Consider the following 16,346-nt stretch of genomic DNA (forward strand, 5'->3'; position numbering starts at 1 on the left):
ATTATGGTCGGAAGGTGAGAGTGATCATTAAGGTGGATGTTACCTTGGACGAGTTGAGCTCAAAGCTATTGAGCAATGAGGTGCATTAGTGCACCTTAATTCGGCGGATAATGGCTAATTGAGCTAATGAGGTGCATTAGTGCACTTGAATTCGGCGGATACCAGATATTCGGGCGAATGAGGGGTATTTGTGCACCTGATTTTGCCGAATGCAGGCAATATCCAGAAATGAAGAGCACTAATGCACCTGAATCTGGCGAGCTCTCCCTCTGGGACAGGCGGAAGGGGAAACTGTTGGATTTAGTCCACCTGCTGATGGAGATACGTCCGGCCAGGGCGCAGCAGGTGGATAAACAACACTTATTCAAGCCCTATTTACTTAAAGTGCCTGAATCCGTGAGCAGCAGTTGCTCTTTTTCCACTTCTTCCTCTGCAATCATCAGAAGTCGAGAAATTAAGCTGCGTTTATCCAATTATTTGTTTGCCAAGTATCTAATTGTTTGTTTCCGTACCGGGTCTGGGCTCGTCGCTGAACTGGCAGTATTTACAACTAAAACGGTTACAAAAACATTTTAAGATTGTCCATTTTTTTAATCCGTCCCGGAAGGTATTATGAGGACGCTAGGCCGAGTCATCATTCCTATGAGAAGGAGATGAAAAAATGAAAGCGGTTAATTCAGCCCGGAAAGAACAGAAGTGGTCCAGAACAAGCGTCAAAGCTCTGCTGCTCAGCCTCGTGGTCCTGCTCATGCTGCCTCAGTGGGGAGGGGGCGCTGCGGCGAAAGAGTCGGGTACTAGCGCACCAGAGAGTGTAGCGGCTGCACAAGGAGGAACGAATGTGACGAATTTCTACAATGTCATCATGCAGACCGGGGCCGATCCCTGGGTATACAAGCACACGGACGGCTATTATTACAACACCTTTGTCAATGCCAGCGGAGTTATGGTCCGTAGATCGAAGACTATTACCGGCATTGAAGCAGGCGAACGGAGTCTGGCTTGGTCGCCCGTTAAAGGAACCATGTACAGCTCCAATGTATGGGCGCCGGAGATGCATTATCTCAAGGATACGGACGGCCAGTACAAATGGTATATCTACTTCGCAGCCGATAACGGAACCAACGCCAACCACCGCATGTATGTGCTGGAGAATGCCAGTGCCGATCCGATGAGCGGAAGCTGGACCTTCAAAGGTAAGATTACCGATGCCACGGACCGCTGGGCGATTGACGGCACTGTGCTGAGGGTCGGTGACCAGCACTACTTCATCTGGTCCGGCTGGGAGGACACCGACGGCAGCTTTCAGAATCTGTACATCGCCAGAATGAGCAATCCATGGACGATTAGCTCGCAGCGCGTGCTCCTGTCCACGCCGGAGTATGACTGGGAGACCTCCCCCGGCCGGATTAATGAAGGCCCGCAGATTACGATCAAAGGGAACAAGATCAATCTGGTGTACTCCGCCAATGGAAGCTGGACAGACAGCTATAGTCTCGGCTTGATTACCGCCAGCACCAGCGCCGATCTGATGAATCCCGCTTCCTGGACCAAGCGTAATCAGCCGATCTTCTCAAGCGCGAACGGTGTCTATGGCCCGGGCCATCACAGTATTGTGACTTCACCGGACGGTACCGAGGACTGGATCATCTACCATTCCGCCCGCTGGCCGGGCTCAGGCTGGACCCGCAATGTCCGCGCGCAGAAGTTCTCCTGGAACACAGACAACACGCCGAACCTGGGAGAGCCTGTTAATCCGAACAGTCCGATAGCAATCCCATCAGGCGAGCCGGCCCGAATTCGTTATGAAGCCGAACAAGCTCTGCTCGTGCAAGATCCCGCTGGCGCTTCATCCCCAGCGGTCCGGCGCGAAAGCTCCGCCTCCGGCGGGATGAAGATTACCAACCTCGCGAACACTTTCGACTATGCCCAGTTCAATGTCAATGTGCCGGAAGCGGGCTTCTATGTGCTGTCCGTGCGTAACAGCAACGGCTCAGCGAATGCGGGGGATGCCTCTCATATTCTGTCGGTCAACGGCGGGCCCGGAGCGTCGATGAATATCGTCTATTCCGGCGCGAACCGCTGGGGAGCCTCTACGGCGAAAATCTATCTTCAGCAGGGAGACAATGTTCTCCGCTTCTTCAAGGGGAACAATCTGGCGGACATCGACAGCCTGGAGGTATCCCGGCTGAATACCTTGGAGCTGCTGTTCGGGGCTCCCGGATATACGCTGGGACTTAACGAGACCCGCAGCCTGCCCCTCTATACAGTAACTGGAACTACCTATTCTGCTGTCACGGCAGGCGTGGTCCTGACCTCGTCTGATACGAACGTAGCCATTATTCAAGCAGGGAATCAGGTGAAGGCGGCCGGGGCAGGAAGTGCAACCATTACCGCCACCTATAACGGCAAAACCGCAACCGCTGCAGTTAATGTCAAGGCTGATCCTAGAACGGTACAGTCCTTGGCGCTCAGCGGTCTGGAGCCTGTGCTGATCAGCGGCCAGACCAGTTCACCGCTAAGGGTAACAGCACATTACAACAATTATGAAGTTCAGGATGTAACCGGGAGTGCGCAGTATACCAGCAGCAATCCGGGAGTGGCGGCCATCGATCCGGCAACCCATACAGTAAATGCTGTTCAACCGGGTACGGCTCTGATTACAGCCTCAACCGGGGGCAAGCAAGCCACCTACAGCATAACTGTCATTGCCGCTTCAGATGCCGTTCAGGTCACTACAACTATGAAGACACCTTCAGGCGTGGTTCCCGCGCTTTCGGGCGTTGTGAATGCTGTCTACCACAACCAGACCGTTCAGGCCCAGGTGACTGACAGCAAGACGGCAGGGCTGGACTTCAGTACCATTGGCACGGTTCAGATTCCTGTGACCCTCAAGATAGGCGGGGAGGAGTTCTCTTCCACGATTTCTGTAGAGGTTGTGCCGGGCTATGGCCTGGATGAGATCGTGAATCAGCTTCGCAGCAAGCTGGCTAATAACTCCTATCCGCTTGGGAACGGGGCAGGCAATTATAGCGCTGCCAAGTATGCTGACTTCGTTGCCGCAGTGGAGCATGCAGAGGCGTTGGCGGGCAATGCGGGATTGACGCAGGCGCAGTTCAATGCAGAGCTGAATGCACTTGCTGAAGCGGAAGCCTCCCTGATAGCTTCACTGAATACCACACAGAACGGGATAACCTATAAGGCTTACCGGGATTTCTCCGGCGATACAACCGGCAAATACCCTTATGGCATTACAACGCAGGATCTGACGAATGGCGCCGCCGCTGTGGTTCAGGAGGAAGCAGGTAATAAATTCCTGCGGCTAACCACAACCTCAGTAGCGGGCAAAGCCAACCTCTTCCTGCCTTATGCGGGCGATGTAAACGCTGAGGGGAATCAGCGGATTGTTATCGAGTACCGTGTCCGGTTAAACAGCAACTTCCAGTATGCCAACGGCGCTATGGTAAGAAATGATAGCGGGACCGGCAACTATTCTATGGTGACAGCGTTTGATTCCGGTAAAATCCTGGTGCAAAATGGCGGCTCCAACAAGGTCAAGGTGAGAGATTTCGCGCTGGGCACCTGGTATGCCATCAAAATGGTCGCCAACTGGGACGCCAAGACCTACAGCGTCTATATCAATAATGAATCTGTTCCGGCCGCTACGGATTTCGCCTTCCGCCATACCGGCGGCAGCACACTAACCGGACAACTGTTCGGCGTTGACGGCTACGCGAACGCGTCTATCGACTTCGACGACTTCAAGGTCAGTGTTACCGGAGATTAAGCAGCGGAGGGATAGACAACATGGCAAGTCAAGCTTACGAAAAGTTCACGCCGTTACTGAATGCCAAGCTCGTTCTGGGTTATCTGACCTCGATGGTAGATGCGCAGGAAGACAACCTGCCCTATTGGCTTGTACTGCCGCATAAGAAGCCTGCCGAGGCTGCCCATTGCCGGGTGGACGATGCGGAGCTGGTCGGCTCCTGGTATGAGGCTATAGATGCGGTGCGCAAAATGCTGAAGACGGGGGAAGGCGCTGCGGTGCAGCAATCCTTTTACCGTCATCTGATGAAGTCCTGGGGGGAGCACGGCCTGCGCTTTCATGAGCCTTATCCGTGGACGCATACGAACCATAGCTCTTTTCACGAAATGGGCTATATTCTTCCCGCGCTGAACCGGATGCTGGAGAATGATCCCGGGGATAAGGAGGCGGAGAGCAGAGCGGCCGGGCTGGTCAGGGGAATGCGCTCCCTGGTGATTGAGCGGAAGGTCCGAACGTTCTGGTCGGGGGATTATGATGAGCAGGAGCCCCTATACGAATTCCCCAATGATGTGTATCTGAAGGACGGCGGCTTCGATCTGTCCAGGCATACCGGCCGGGGGGAGCTGGCGATCCGTAATGCCATTGTCCTGCACTCCCTGGTGCGCAGATATGAGATTGCCGGAGATAAGGCTGCGCTTGATCTGGCGACGGGTCTCGCCAACCACCTGCTCGGACCTTCGCGTTATTTCAATTACAGAATGGAATTCTTCGGCCATGTCCATTCCGCAGGCTGGGTAGCTTCCGGTCTGGTACGTCTGGGCCGGGTAACGAGCAAGGAGCGGTATATTACCGCAGGCAAAGGGATCTATGATTATATCCGCAGCCTGTCTTCCTCCTTCGGTTGGGTGCCTGAATATGCCCAGTGGCATCCGCTGCATGAAGAGCATTGCGAAACCTGCTGCATCAAGGACATGATCGAATGTGCGAATGAGCTGATTCTGGCCGGATATGAGGAATATTGGGAGGATATGACCCTGTATGCGCGGAACCAGCTGGTGGAGAATCAGCTAAAGGTATCTTCCTACGTAGTCACAGACAACACCCGGCCTGACGAAGCAGGTATAACCTACAGGGAGATTGATAAGAGAATGATCGGGGGCTTCACCGGGGGCTCTCTCGTGAACTCCATGTCGTTATCCAAATTCCGTTCCATTGCGGGCTGCTGCGTCGGCATGGCTCCGGTAGCCCTGGAGCTCGTATGGAACCGGGCGGTGGAATTCCAGAATGGCACGGTATTCGTCAACATGCCGGTGGATAAGGAGACGGACGAGGCTGCCGTCACCATGAGATATCCCGATCTGGGCTATATGTCCATTACAGCCAAGCAGCCGTGCGATGTTGCGGTACGGGTCTATGACTGGATGGGAACGGACTTCACGGTGAGGGTAAATGGAGCCGTATGCGTAGCCGTACGAGAAGGCAATCTGCTTGTGATCCGTAGTGTAAGAGCAGGGGACACTGTGGAGCTTACGCATCCGCTGGACACAGTGGTGGTGAAGGAGACAGTGCGGGGCGAGGAATATAAGGTATCCTGGAGAGGCTGTGATGTCGTTGATATCGCTCCCCGGGGAGAGCATTTGAGACTGTATCAGCGGGATCTGCGCATCCCGAAAGTGTATCCCACGCAGGAAGATGTTCACTTTACTGGAGCAGCCAATTACGGGCCTACCCAACAGGCGCAAGGGAGTAAGTGACTTCAGCACTGGAGCAATAAGCCATATTTGTAGCGTAAGCCATAAATAAGCCGCAATTGAAAAACCGCACTCCGCAGACTTTGCTTGCGGGGTGCGGTTTTTTGGCATGCGTTAGAGCAGAATACGAACCTCGCCGCTCGACAGATATTCCTCTTCGCCATTCGGATACCGGACCTTCAGGCGGCAGTCGTTATCGATATCGACAGCGGTTGCTTCCTGCTCGTGATGCTCCTTAACAACCATGACCGTCTCACCCAGGGACATCATGCGCTGGCGGTAGTCGGGCAGGAACAGCCGTTCCTTAAGCTGCTCATAATAGCCCATGAAGCGGTTCAACACTTCGGCTGTAAGCCGGTTCCGCAAATCCCCTTGCGGATTAGCTGCCTCATAGATAGAGGTTGCCACCCCTGACAGCTCTGCGGGAAAGCCGCCCGACGGCAGCGTAACATTGATCCCGATTCCGAGCACGGCATAATCCAGCCACTCGCTCTCCAGGGACAGGGAAGCCTCGGTGAGGATTCCGCACACCTTTTTACCGTTCATGAATACGTCATTCACCCATTTGATCTGCGTACTGAAGCCGGACATGCTCTCGATCGCCAGAGCGACCGCAACGGCAGCAGAGGTAGTCAGAAGTGTAGCATCTGCCGCCGACAACCGGGGACGCAGCAGAATGCTCATATAGATGCCCGTTCCCGCAGGGGAAAAGAAAGGCCGGCCTTTCCGGCCGCGCCCGGCGGTCTGCTCCTCCGAGAGGATGACCTTGCCCTCCGCTTCTCCGCCGGAAGCCAGCGCCTTCACCAGCTCGTTCGTGGAAACCACGCTCTTGAAGATTTCAAGCCGCAGCTTCTGTCCCCTGGCATCCAGGTATTTGGCAACTGCTGCGGCGGACAAAATGTCCGTCTGCGGGGACAGGGAGTATCCCTTATTGGTGACGGCCTGAATGGAATAGCCATCGGTCTGCAACGATTTGATGGCCTTCCAGACTGCGCTGCGCGTTACGGATAACCGCCCGGCGATGTCCTCCCCGGAGAAGTATTCACCCTTATTGCTGTCCAGTAAGGCCAGGATATGTTCTTTGACTGTCATGCCTATAACCCTCCACAAGTATAACGTTCCGAGCTCATCTCTTTAAGTATATTAACATGCTTAGCTGATATTAGAAAAATTAAGACTTTTCGTTATTTCTTTAGTGCATCGTACACACTTCAATTGTGAACCTAAAAATATTTTTAGGTTTACAATAAAACCATCCTCCACTATAATTCAGCTTGTTGGCTGGGCTCCGTGAACGGAAGGCCGTCCAATTCCTGTATCTTATCTCGTGGAGGTTATTGAATTGAGAATCAAAGAGTTAGTCTATGCGGCCTTATTCGCCGCGCTTATCGCGGTACTGGGTTTGATTCCGCCCGTATCCCTCGGCATTATCCCTGTACCTGTCACTGCCCAGACGCTCGGCGTCATGCTGGCCGGCTGTTTTCTGGGCTGGCGGACGGGTGCGCTCAGCCTGATCATTTTCCTTATCCTCATCGCCTTAGGCTTGCCGGTATTACCAGGCGGACGCGGCGGGCTGGCTATCCTGGTTGGACCGACAGCAGGCTATCTGTTCAGTTGGCCGCTGGCGGCGGGGCTGATCGGCTGGTTCGCTGAAGCGGTCTGGCCGAAAGTACGGGCCTGGAAGCTGTTCACTGTTAATCTGATCTTTGGCGTTCTGCTCGTTAATCTGATCGGCGCTTCTGCCATGGCCTGGATCACGAATACACCGCTGTGGACCGGACTTGCCGGGTCTGCGGTTTTTCTGCCCGGAGATCTGATCAAGGCTCTGCTGGCCGCCGTCATCACCATGCAGCTCCGGGCATTCAGTCCGGTTGAGGAGAAGAAGGGGGCGTGAGATCCCGATGAATCTGGCAGAACACATTCTGGAACGTGCCGCACTCGTCCCTCACCGCATTGCAATTTCAGATGGACACGATGAACGTACCTATGAGCAGCTTACAAAGCGGGTTCAGCAGATTGCCAGCGGTCTGCGGCAGGGCGGACACTCGAATCAGACCATTGCGCTTCTGTCTGGTAACCGCATGGAATTCGCCGAATTTGTTCTTGGTGCTATCTACGCAGGCAGCATTCCCGTGCTGCTGGACCCGAAATGGTCTCCAGCAGCGCTGGAGCAGGTCATCCGGCAATGCGCTCCCGGGCTGCTTGTCAGTGAGGCAGGCTTCGCAGCTGATCTGACTGGTCGTTACAGTAGAATTCCCCAGCTATATTTCAGCAGGGAACAGGTCTCCGGCAGCTATGAGGCTTGGGTGGCTGGCTTCGATCCGGTGGCTGAAGCAGCAGATAACCCTGAACTGCTGTTCATTGGGTATACCTCAGGCACCACAGGTATCCCGAAGGGGTATATGCGAACCCATCTGTCGTGGTTAAGCAGCTTGGAGGCTACAGATAAGGCGTTCAGCCTGAACCGGATGCAACATGTGCTTGCGCCCGGGCCGTTCGTTCATTCGCTGTCGCTGTTCGCCCTGCTGCAATCCCTGTACAGCAGAGCCACATTCCATCTCCTTCCGGAATTCGATGCAGAGCGCGTACTCACCCTGTGCTCCCGCGTACCGGATATGATTCTGTTCGTTGTGCCTGCCATGACTGAGGCGTTATTGCGCCAAGCAGAATCAAGTAACGCTATAATATCCATCCAGGCCTTGATTAGCTCCGGCGGCAAATGGCCTGTGTCTTCAATAGCTAAGTGCCGCGAGAAGTTCAAAAGAGTTAGGCTCTATGAGTATTACGGCTCATCTGAAGCCAGCTACATCAGCTATCTGGAGCTTACCGGAGCGGAGCCGCAGGACTCTCTGGGCCAGCCGTTCAGCGGTGTAGAGCTAATGATCTGTGATGAACAATTCCGCGAGGTTCCTCTAGGCACGGTGGGGGAGCTGTACATCCGCAGCGATATGATCTTCTCCGGGTATCATCTCCTGCCGGAAGAGACGGCGCGGGTATTCCGGGACGGCTGGCTGCGCACAGGGGATTACGTGTATCAGGACCGGCAGATGCATCTACGCCTGGCCGGACGCGCGGGCAGCATGATCAAGAGCGGGGGACTCAAGGTGTTCCCGGAAGAAGTGGAAGCGGTGCTGCTTCGCCATCCGAATATCAGGGAGGCGATGGTGTTCGGCATAGCGGATGAACGCTGGGGGGAGCAGGTAACGTTAATGATACAGTGGCAGGGGCAGGAACGGCTTACACTCGATGAGATCAGAACTTATTGCCGCCCCTATCTGGCTAGCTATAAGCTGCCGAAGCAGCTGATTAGCGTAGAGGAATTCAGCTACACCGGTTCCGGCAAAATCGCCCGCCAGCTCATGAAGAACCGCGCGGCAGAGGAGTTGACATGAAGAAGGCCGTGCAGAAAGGAGTATCACCCATGCTCGTTTTTGACCAGGTAGACTTTGCGTACCGGAGAGGGCAGCCGGTTCTGCGTCAGCTCAGCTTTGATATACGCCAAGGCGAGTTCGTTACTATAATCGGCGCGAACGGCAGCGGTAAATCCACGATCGCCAAACTGATGAACGGATTGCTGCTGCCAAACGCAGGAGAGGTGCGGATGGGAGCGCTGAGTACCTTGAACCGCCAGGATCTTGTGAGCATCCGCGAGCGGGCCGGACTGGTCTTCCAGAATCCTGACGATCAGTTCATTACGGCTTCCGTGTTGGATGAGGTGGTCTTCGGGCTGGAGAATCTGCGCGTCCCAAGAATCGAAATGTTCGGCAGGGTAACCCGTGCACTGCAAGCCGTTCATATGGAGGACTATATGGACGCTGCTCCATATCAGCTGTCGGGCGGTCAGAAGCAGCGGGTTGCAGTAGCAGCCGTGTTGGCTATGGAGCCCTCCATCCTCATCCTGGATGAAGCCACCTCGATGCTTGATCCGCAGGGCAGGCAGGACCTTCTTCAGGTGATGCACACGCTTCACCGGCAAGGGCTGATGATCATCCATATTACCCATCATATGGATGAGATTCTGCCTTCTGACCGCGTGCTGCTGCTTAGCCAGGGAGAGCTGGCTTTTGACGGGACGCCCTCTGGATTGTTCAGCAGTGTAAGCATGACGGAGCAGCAGCTTGCGCCTCCTTTTACCGTCAGATTATTTCAGGCCCTCGGGCTGGACGCCCCGCAACACGCAGAATGGAAGGAGACGATCAGAAGCATATGGTCTACGCATTGCAGGATGTAAATGTGAAGATGAACGGGAAGGATATTCTTGAATCCGTAAGCTGCACGCTCCAGGAGGGGAAATGGATTTCGGTGACCGGCCAGTCCGGGGCCGGTAAATCCACCCTCGCCAAGGTATTCAAGGGTCTGCTGCCGATCAGTAAAGGCGAATATACCTATCGCGGGCAGCCGTTGCCAAAGGATCAGCAAGGCAGGCCGAAGGCTGTGCCGCATATCGGTTATGTCTTTCAGTATCCGGAGCAGCAGCTCTTTGCGGCAACGGTGAATCAGGAGCTGGCTTTTGCGCTCAGAATGAAGGGGGAATCCGGGGCGAACGTGGAGCAGGCGATCCGTCAGATTATGGAACAGATGGGCTTACCCGCAGCACTGCTTCCGCAGCATCCTTTACAGCTCAGCGGAGGGATTAAGCGGCTGGTGGCTATTGCTTCTGTGCTGATCGCCAGGCCGGAGCTGCTTATTCTGGATGAACCGGCCGCAGGGCTTGATCCCGCGAACAAGAACGACTTGCTCAGGCGGCTAAAAAGCTGGCAGGAAGAGCACAAGCGGACCGTCCTGTTCCTGTCGCATCAGCTGGAGGATGTTGCCGAATACTCGGATGAGGTGATGATTATGGGGCAGGGCCGCTTGTTAGGACATTGGGAGGTAAACGAACTGTTCCTGGAGCATGCGGAGCGTATGGAACAAGCCGGTCTGCCTGTGCCGGAGCCGATTCAGCTCTTGAGAATCATCGAAGAATGTTCTGGAGCGAAGCCCCAGCCTGCAAGCTGTAGGGAAGCAGAGATTTTTCGAATGGTGAGTGGGATATGGCAGGCACAAGGTCTCTGAGCGATGACGGATAAAATTGTACTCGGGCAATATGTCTCCTCAGACTCTGTCATTCACCGGCTTGATCCGCGAACGAAGCTGCTCATTCTTGTAGCCTTCACAATTGGCAGTATGCATCTCCAGGCGATTACCGGATACATTGCGGCTTCAGTTCTGGCGGGAGGACAGCTCCTCTTGTCCAGAATTTCGCTTCGATTACTCTTACGGGCTTTGCGGCCGATTCTGCTCATCCTGCTGCTGCCAATGGTCTATCATCTCCTGTTCAACCAGGAAGGGATCGGGAAAGAGCTGTTCGCACTCTGGCGGATTCTGCTGCTGGTCTCGCTTGCTCTTATCCTGACATTAACGACGAAGCCGCTCGATCTGGCCAAAGGTCTGGAACAGCTGTGCAAGCCGTTAACTCGGCTGGGCGTTCCGGTAGAGGCGCTGGCTTTGACGGTCATGCTGGCTATTCGTTTTATCCCCACCATTACCCAGGAGCTGGACCGTATTCTTGTGGCGCAACAGGCCAGAGGGTATGATATCAAGGATACCAAAGGCCTTAACCGGATACAGGCTTACATCCAACTAGTGATTCCGCTGCACGCAACCACCCTTGCCCGGGCGGAGCAGCTGGCTATGACGATTGAGGCAAGGGCTTACGGCAACGGGAAGGGTCGGACTTCCTATCGGGTGCTAAAATATACACCGTTGGATTATGCAGCCGGCGGGATCATGATTACATATATTCTGCTGGGAATTCTGCTAGAGAGATGAGGAGATAGAGCTTGAACAGAACAGCCATACTGGAGCGGCTTCAGTCAGAGCTGCGCGAAGGCAACCATATTATCGGCGTCTCGACAGGTACGGGAATTACAGCCAAGGTTGCCGCTGACAGCGGAGCAGACTTCATTCTAATGCTGAACTCCGGCAAGTTCCGGCAGATGGGGAGAAGCTCGCTGGCGGGGTTCCTGCCCTTCTGCAACAGCAATGAGATGGTGATGGATTTTGCCTCGAAGGAGATTGTGCCGCTGGTGAGGGACACTCCGGTGCTGTTCGGGCTGAATGCAAATGATCCAACGAGAGAAATGTCTCTATACATAGATGAGATCAAGGCCAGAGGCTTCGCGGGAGTGAATAATTATCCAACGGTCGGTCTGATCGACGGGGTGTTCAGAGAGGCACTGGAGGAGGACGGCATCAGCTATGAGAGGGAGGTTGAGGCTATACGTCTGGCTCATCAGCAGGAGCTGTTCACGGTGGCTTTCGTCTTCGACGAAGCCCAAGGCGTCCAGATGGCCGAAGCGGGGGCAGATGTAATCTGTGTGCATCTTGGCCTGACCGTAGGCGGATTGCTGGGGGCGCGAAAAGTGGTCTCCCTGGAAGCTGCCAAGGCGAAAGCCCTGCGCATTCTCACTGCCTGCGGGGAGGTTAAGCCTGAAGTCATTAAGATGATCTACGGCGGTCCGGTCAAGACTCCGGTAGATGTCCAGTACATGTACAGCAGCAACACGCAGATTATGGGCTACATTGGCGGCTCTGCCTTTGAACGGATTCCCTCCGAGCAGTCGATTACGGCCATTACCCGCGATTTCAAGCGCCTGGGGAAGCTGGATGAGGATGATCTCATGGTTAAAATGCTCAGCGGCATCACCCGGCATTATGATTACGTAGAATTCGTCAAAGAATATGTCGCCCAGAATTACAGCGAGGAAGTGGTGTTCGCGGATCTGGCCAAGGTGGCACATGTGTCGCGCAGTTATTTGAGCAGCTTATTTAAAAAGGAAATGGGCTGCAGCTTCCAGAGCTATCTGGTCGGCTTCCGTATGCAAAAGGCTGCTATACTGCTCCAGGCCCCGCACCTGCAATTATCCGAGGTGTCCGCAATGGTCGGCTACCCCGACTATGCCCAGTTCAGCAGAATGTTCAAGAAGCTGACGGGCTGCTCGCCCAAGCAGTACAAATCTAACCTAAACACAAAAACATAGAACATAAAAGCGTTTTCATTCATAAACATGCCCGGTATGATGAATCTATGATTCGTATACGAGGAGGCAGCAGAATGAAGACGATCGCTATAGCTGGAACGTTTGATACGAAGGGTGAAGAGTACCTGTACATCAAGAAGCTTGCAGAGGAGCTTGGCCTCAGAGCCCTGATGATCCATACTGGTGTATTCGAGCCAGCCTTCCTTCCTGAGGTGTCTAACCGGGAGGTCGCTTCCGCCGCAGGGATGGAGCTGGACGAGCTTGCTGCGAAGAAGGACCGGGCATTAGCTACAGAAGTGTTGTCCAAAGGACTGGAGCAGCTCGTTCCCCGGTTATATCAGGAGGGCAAATTCGACGGCATCATTTCCTTCGGGGGCACCGGCGGAACTTCACTGGTTGCCCCTGCGATGAGAGCCTTGCCGATCGGTGTACCGAAGGTACTGGTGTCGACGGTAGCCTCCGGAAATACCGCCCCGTATGTCGGGACCAGCGATATTATGATGATACCGTCTGTCGTGGATGTATCAGGCCTTAATTCGATCTCGACGAGAATATTCAGCAACGCGATGTTTGCAATCGCGGGCATGCTCACGTTCGAAGCGGCTCATGAACCGGAGAAAAAGCCGCTCGTAGCAGCCACCATGTTCGGAGTGACTACGCCGTGTGTGACCGAAGCGCGCAAATACCTGGAGGATCGCGGCTACGAGGTGCTGGTATTCCATGCAACCGGAATCGGCGGACAATCGATGGAGGCGCTGATCGAAGCGGGCTTCATTGAAGGGGTACTGGACTTAACCACCACCGAATGGTCGGATGAGCTGATCGGCGGCGTCTTGAATGCAGGGCCGCACCGCCTGGAGGCGGCAGGCCGCAACCGTATACCGCAGGTCGTCTCGGTGGGCGCCCTGGATATGTGCAACTTCGGCCCAGCGGATACCGTACCGGAGAAGTTCAAGGATCGCAATTTCTATCATCATAACCCGACCGTTACGCTGATGCGGACGACTCTGGAGGAGAATGAACGGATCGGCAGGAAGCTGGCCGAGAAGCTTAATATGGCGACGGATAACACGGTGCTTATGCTGCCGCTTGGCGGCATTTCAGCCATTGATGTGGAGGGGCAGCCCTTCTATGGCCCTGAAGAGGACCGGATGCTGTTCGATACGCTGCGCCAGCAGGTGGACCGCTCAAGGGTTGAACTGATCGAAATGGACCTGGCGATTAATGATCCTGCCTTTGCTGAGGCCGCAGCCCGGAAGCTGATTGATCTCATGCAGGCCGCGAAGGCCTGAACCAACACATTAAGGAGGAGCTACTAATGAATAAACAGACCAGAGCTGAGATTATGGATAGATTCAAGCAAGAGGTGAAGGAGGGGAAGATTCTGCTTGGTGTCGGGGCAGGTACGGGGATTACTGCCAAGAGCAGTGAGGCAGGCGGAGCGGATATGCTGATTGTGTACAATTCCGGCCGTTACAGAATGGCAGGACGCGGTTCACTGGCGGGACTACTATCATATGGCGACGCCAATCAGATTGTGGTGGAGATGGGCTCGGAGGTGTTGCCTGTCGTCAAGGATACGCCCGTTCTGGCAGGGGTATGCGGCACCGACCCATTCCGGGTGATGGAGGTCTTCCTGAAGCAGTTGAAGGAGCAGGGCTTCAGCGGTGTGCAGAATTTCCCTACCGTGGGTCTGATCGATGGCGTATTCCGGCAGAATCTGGAGGAGACCGGGATGGGCTACGGCCTGGAGGTCGAAATGATCCGTATCGCCCATGAGCTGGATATGCTGACTACCCCGTATGTATTTGATCCTGAACAAGCGCGGGCCATGGCAGAAGCAGGCGCAGATATTCTGGTTGCCCACATGGGCCTCACCACCAAGGGCACCATCGGCGCAGTTACCGCGCTGACGCTGGACGATTGTGTAGAGCGTATTGAAGCGATTATCGAAGCCGGACGGGCGGTCAACCCGGAGATTATGATTATCTGCCACGGCGGCCCGATTGCCGAGCCGGAGGATGCGGCTTATGTCATTCAGCGCACGAAGGGCATCCACGGATTCTTCGGCGCATCAAGCATTGAGCGCTTCGCCGCGGAGCAGGGAATTACCCGCCAGACCGAGTCGTTCAAAGCGATTGGGCAATAAGAAAGCTGGCTTTAACCTAATTTTAAACAGGACACCACGCTCGTTTTAACCTTCCCTTGTTAAGCTGATGTCATATACAAGGGGAGGTTTATCATTATGAATCCATTGCTTCGCAAAGCCGTATTGTCAGCCGTATTCTGCAGTGTCACTCTAATGACCGTTAGGGAAGCTGTACATGCAGAAGGAGTGCCGGCAACTGACGTTACGAGCATGTTGTCCGCAGAGGCCGCCTGGAAGGATAGCATCCGGGCCACTGCGAACACCATTACAACCATTAAGCCGGAGCAGGGCGACACCTATTCCGATCTGGCGTTTCTTCAGCAGATTCTGGCGGATCAACGGATAGTGAGCTTGGGCGAGGCCTCGCATGGGGCAGCCGAATATAATTCGGTGAAGGTAAGACTAATTAAGTATCTGCATGAAAAGCTGGACTATAACGTCATCGCCTTCGAGTCCAATCTGGCGGATGCAACCGCAGCGTATACACAGGTTAATGAGCTACAGCCGCAACAGCTGATGGAGAATTCCGTATACGGCGTATGGCAGGTGGAAGAGAATCTGCCGCTGTTCGAGTACATAGCGGAGCAGAGCCGTACAGATCATCCGCTCATACTGACCGGATTTGACTCCCAAGCCGTTACAGATTCTTTTATTACATTGGTTACACAATGGTTCGCCGGGGTGGATGTTGCCAAAGCCCAAGCCTTTGCCCAGACGGAAGAATGGTATTTGAAGCTTAATATGATTGATGATATCGGAGAATATGCCGCCCAGAAGGAGGCAATCAAGCGCAAATATATGATTTTCCAGGCCTTCGTGAAGGATCATGCAGCAGCATTAAGCACAGTACATCCTAATCAGCCCAAGCTGGTTCAGATCCTTGAGCGTGTGCTTCAGAACCGGATAGATATGCTGGAGTATTACCATCCTCATATTGTTAAACTGCTGGCGGGGGTAGATCAGGAGAATCAGGTGAAGCAGGGGAGCTATGAGCGGGACCGCGTAATGGCTGGGAATGTAGCATGGCTTGCTAACACAGTGTATCCGGGCGAGAAGCTCATTCTGTGGGGACACAACTACCATATCCGTAAAAACAATTCTACGATGATTACCGAGCACAATGGCTTCGGTTATGATCAGACACCCTATCCTACAATGGGGGAAATGCTGCCTTGGCCCTTGAAGAAGGAAGGCTATGTGATCGGATTGTATGCTTATGAAGGCAGTGCGCATAAGAACAACGGTAAGGTGGAGCAGGTTACGCCGCATGACAAGGGAAGTCTTGAAGAGATTATAGGTGTAGGCGAAGGCGCTGCGCAGTTTATCAACTTAAGAGACACCACGTTAAGCGCGTCCACGGAATGGATGTACACCCCGCGTACAGCGAAGGCATGGGGAGTCCTGGACGAGAAAATGATTCCGCGCGAACAATATGACGGAATATTGCTCATTCAGCAGCTTCATCCGTCCACCCCCATAAAAGATTAGTCTTGCAGCATGTAAAAGCTTCTATATTAGCTGGAAATGGGCACTCTTTAATTAAAGAGTGTCTTTTTCGAATGTTCATAGCAGAGAGGATATGATATAAATCACAGAATAGTCACAGACTCCAGCCGGTATAGCCAGTTCGGGCTATAGGCACTTTAATTCCTTTTATTTAC

At 54.1% G+C, this 16,346-nt stretch carries 13 protein-coding genes; 12 read left to right on the top strand and 1 reads right to left on the bottom strand.

All coding sequences use genetic code 11. From position 1 onward, the window contains the following. The first annotated feature begins 228 nt into the window (after positions 1 to 228). The 3 genes from MKZ07_RS06820 to MKZ07_RS06830 all read left to right on the top strand — a co-directional run bounded on the left by MKZ07_RS06820 (position 229) and on the right by MKZ07_RS06830 (position 5,517). Positions 229 to 576 carry a hypothetical protein gene (locus tag MKZ07_RS06820; RefSeq protein WP_036690693.1) on the top strand — a complete coding sequence of 116 codons (348 nt, stop codon included), beginning with the start codon at positions 229 to 231 and terminating at the stop codon, positions 574 to 576. A gap of 85 nt (positions 577 to 661) precedes the next feature. After that, positions 662 to 3,784 (top strand): family 43 glycosylhydrolase, encoded by a 3,123-nt coding sequence (locus tag MKZ07_RS06825; protein WP_063828969.1) that lies wholly within the window; start codon positions 662 to 664, stop codon positions 3,782 to 3,784. A gap of 20 nt (positions 3,785 to 3,804) precedes the next feature. Further along, on the top strand, positions 3,805 to 5,517 hold the full coding sequence (locus tag MKZ07_RS06830; RefSeq protein WP_036690699.1) for a beta-L-arabinofuranosidase domain-containing protein: 1,713 nt from the start codon (positions 3,805 to 3,807) through the stop codon (positions 5,515 to 5,517). Positions 5,518 to 5,628: 111 nt separating this feature from the next. On the opposite strand, the gene MKZ07_RS06835 is transcribed toward MKZ07_RS06830, so the two are convergent. Beyond that, the gene (locus MKZ07_RS06835; protein ID WP_036690700.1) at positions 5,629 to 6,606 is read right to left on the bottom strand and encodes a biotin--[acetyl-CoA-carboxylase] ligase; all 978 of its coding nucleotides are present in this window, start codon (positions 6,604 to 6,606) and stop codon (positions 5,629 to 5,631) included. Between the two features lie 250 nt (positions 6,607 to 6,856). On the opposite strand from MKZ07_RS06835, the gene MKZ07_RS06840 reads away from it, so the two are divergent. The 9 genes from MKZ07_RS06840 (at position 6,857) to MKZ07_RS06880 (ending at position 16,173) form a co-directional block, all read left to right on the top strand. Beyond that, on the top strand, positions 6,857 to 7,408 hold the full coding sequence (locus tag MKZ07_RS06840) for a biotin transporter BioY (protein ID WP_036690703.1): 552 nt from the start codon (positions 6,857 to 6,859) through the stop codon (positions 7,406 to 7,408). A gap of 7 nt (positions 7,409 to 7,415) precedes the next feature. Beyond that, positions 7,416 to 8,906 (top strand): class I adenylate-forming enzyme family protein, encoded by a 1,491-nt coding sequence (locus MKZ07_RS06845; protein WP_341025287.1) that lies wholly within the window; start codon positions 7,416 to 7,418, stop codon positions 8,904 to 8,906. Positions 8,907 to 8,935: 29 nt separating this feature from the next. Beyond that, positions 8,936 to 9,745: an ATP-binding cassette domain-containing protein gene (locus MKZ07_RS06850; RefSeq protein WP_341025290.1), complete on the top strand. Its 810-nt coding sequence runs from the start codon at positions 8,936 to 8,938 to the stop codon at positions 9,743 to 9,745. Next, on the top strand, positions 9,721 to 10,569 hold the full coding sequence (locus tag MKZ07_RS06855; RefSeq protein ID WP_341025293.1) for an ATP-binding cassette domain-containing protein: 849 nt from the start codon (positions 9,721 to 9,723) through the stop codon (positions 10,567 to 10,569). Before MKZ07_RS06850 ends, MKZ07_RS06855 begins: the two co-directional genes overlap by 25 nt. 3 nt (positions 10,570 to 10,572) lie before the next feature. After that, entirely contained in the window at positions 10,573 to 11,325 is a 753-nt protein-coding gene (locus tag MKZ07_RS06860; protein ID WP_341025295.1) for an energy-coupling factor transporter transmembrane component T family protein, read from the top strand. Positions 11,326 to 11,336: 11 nt separating this feature from the next. After that, a complete protein-coding gene (locus tag MKZ07_RS06865) occupies positions 11,337 to 12,536 on the top strand; it encodes a phosphoenolpyruvate hydrolase family protein (protein ID WP_036690713.1) in 1,200 nt (399 codons plus the stop codon). A 74-nt stretch (positions 12,537 to 12,610) separates the two neighbouring features. Further along, positions 12,611 to 13,828: a Tm-1-like ATP-binding domain-containing protein gene (locus tag MKZ07_RS06870; protein WP_341025298.1), complete on the top strand. Its 1,218-nt coding sequence runs from the start codon at positions 12,611 to 12,613 to the stop codon at positions 13,826 to 13,828. 26 nt (positions 13,829 to 13,854) lie between these two features. Further along, a complete protein-coding gene (locus MKZ07_RS06875; RefSeq protein ID WP_036690716.1) occupies positions 13,855 to 14,685 on the top strand; it encodes a phosphoenolpyruvate hydrolase family protein in 831 nt (276 codons plus the stop codon). 96 nt (positions 14,686 to 14,781) lie between these two features. Continuing rightward, positions 14,782 to 16,173, top strand: coding sequence for an erythromycin esterase family protein (locus MKZ07_RS06880; protein ID WP_051493149.1), 1,392 nt, complete (start codon positions 14,782 to 14,784; stop codon positions 16,171 to 16,173). The last annotated feature ends 173 nt before the right edge of the window (positions 16,174 to 16,346 follow it).

The sequence above is a fragment of the Paenibacillus sp. FSL P4-0338 genome (assembly GCF_038002365.1).
In the GTDB taxonomy this organism is placed as follows: domain Bacteria; phylum Bacillota; class Bacilli; order Paenibacillales; family Paenibacillaceae; genus Paenibacillus_AQ.

Bases quoted from the DNA above. Each gene is read 5' to 3' on its own strand.
- MKZ07_RS06820 (WP_036690693.1), top strand. From the start codon at position 229: ATGAAGAGCACTAATGCACCTGAATCTGGCGAGCTCTCCCTCTGGGAC.
- MKZ07_RS06825 (WP_063828969.1), top strand. From the start codon at position 662: ATGAAAGCGGTTAATTCAGCCCGGAAAGAACAGAAGTGGTCCAGAACA.
- MKZ07_RS06830 (WP_036690699.1), top strand. From the start codon at position 3,805: ATGGCAAGTCAAGCTTACGAAAAGTTCACGCCGTTACTGAATGCCAAG.
- MKZ07_RS06835 (WP_036690700.1), bottom strand. From the start codon at position 6,606: ATGACAGTCAAAGAACATATCCTGGCCTTACTGGACAGCAATAAGGGT.
- MKZ07_RS06845 (WP_341025287.1), top strand. From the start codon at position 7,416: ATGAATCTGGCAGAACACATTCTGGAACGTGCCGCACTCGTCCCTCAC.
- MKZ07_RS06850 (WP_341025290.1), top strand. From the start codon at position 8,936: ATGCTCGTTTTTGACCAGGTAGACTTTGCGTACCGGAGAGGGCAGCCG.
- MKZ07_RS06855 (WP_341025293.1), top strand. From the start codon at position 9,721: ATGGTCTACGCATTGCAGGATGTAAATGTGAAGATGAACGGGAAGGAT.
- MKZ07_RS06860 (WP_341025295.1), top strand. From the start codon at position 10,573: ATGACGGATAAAATTGTACTCGGGCAATATGTCTCCTCAGACTCTGTC.
- MKZ07_RS06870 (WP_341025298.1), top strand. From the start codon at position 12,611: ATGAAGACGATCGCTATAGCTGGAACGTTTGATACGAAGGGTGAAGAG.
- MKZ07_RS06875 (WP_036690716.1), top strand. From the start codon at position 13,855: ATGAATAAACAGACCAGAGCTGAGATTATGGATAGATTCAAGCAAGAG.
- MKZ07_RS06880 (WP_051493149.1), top strand. From the start codon at position 14,782: ATGAATCCATTGCTTCGCAAAGCCGTATTGTCAGCCGTATTCTGCAGT.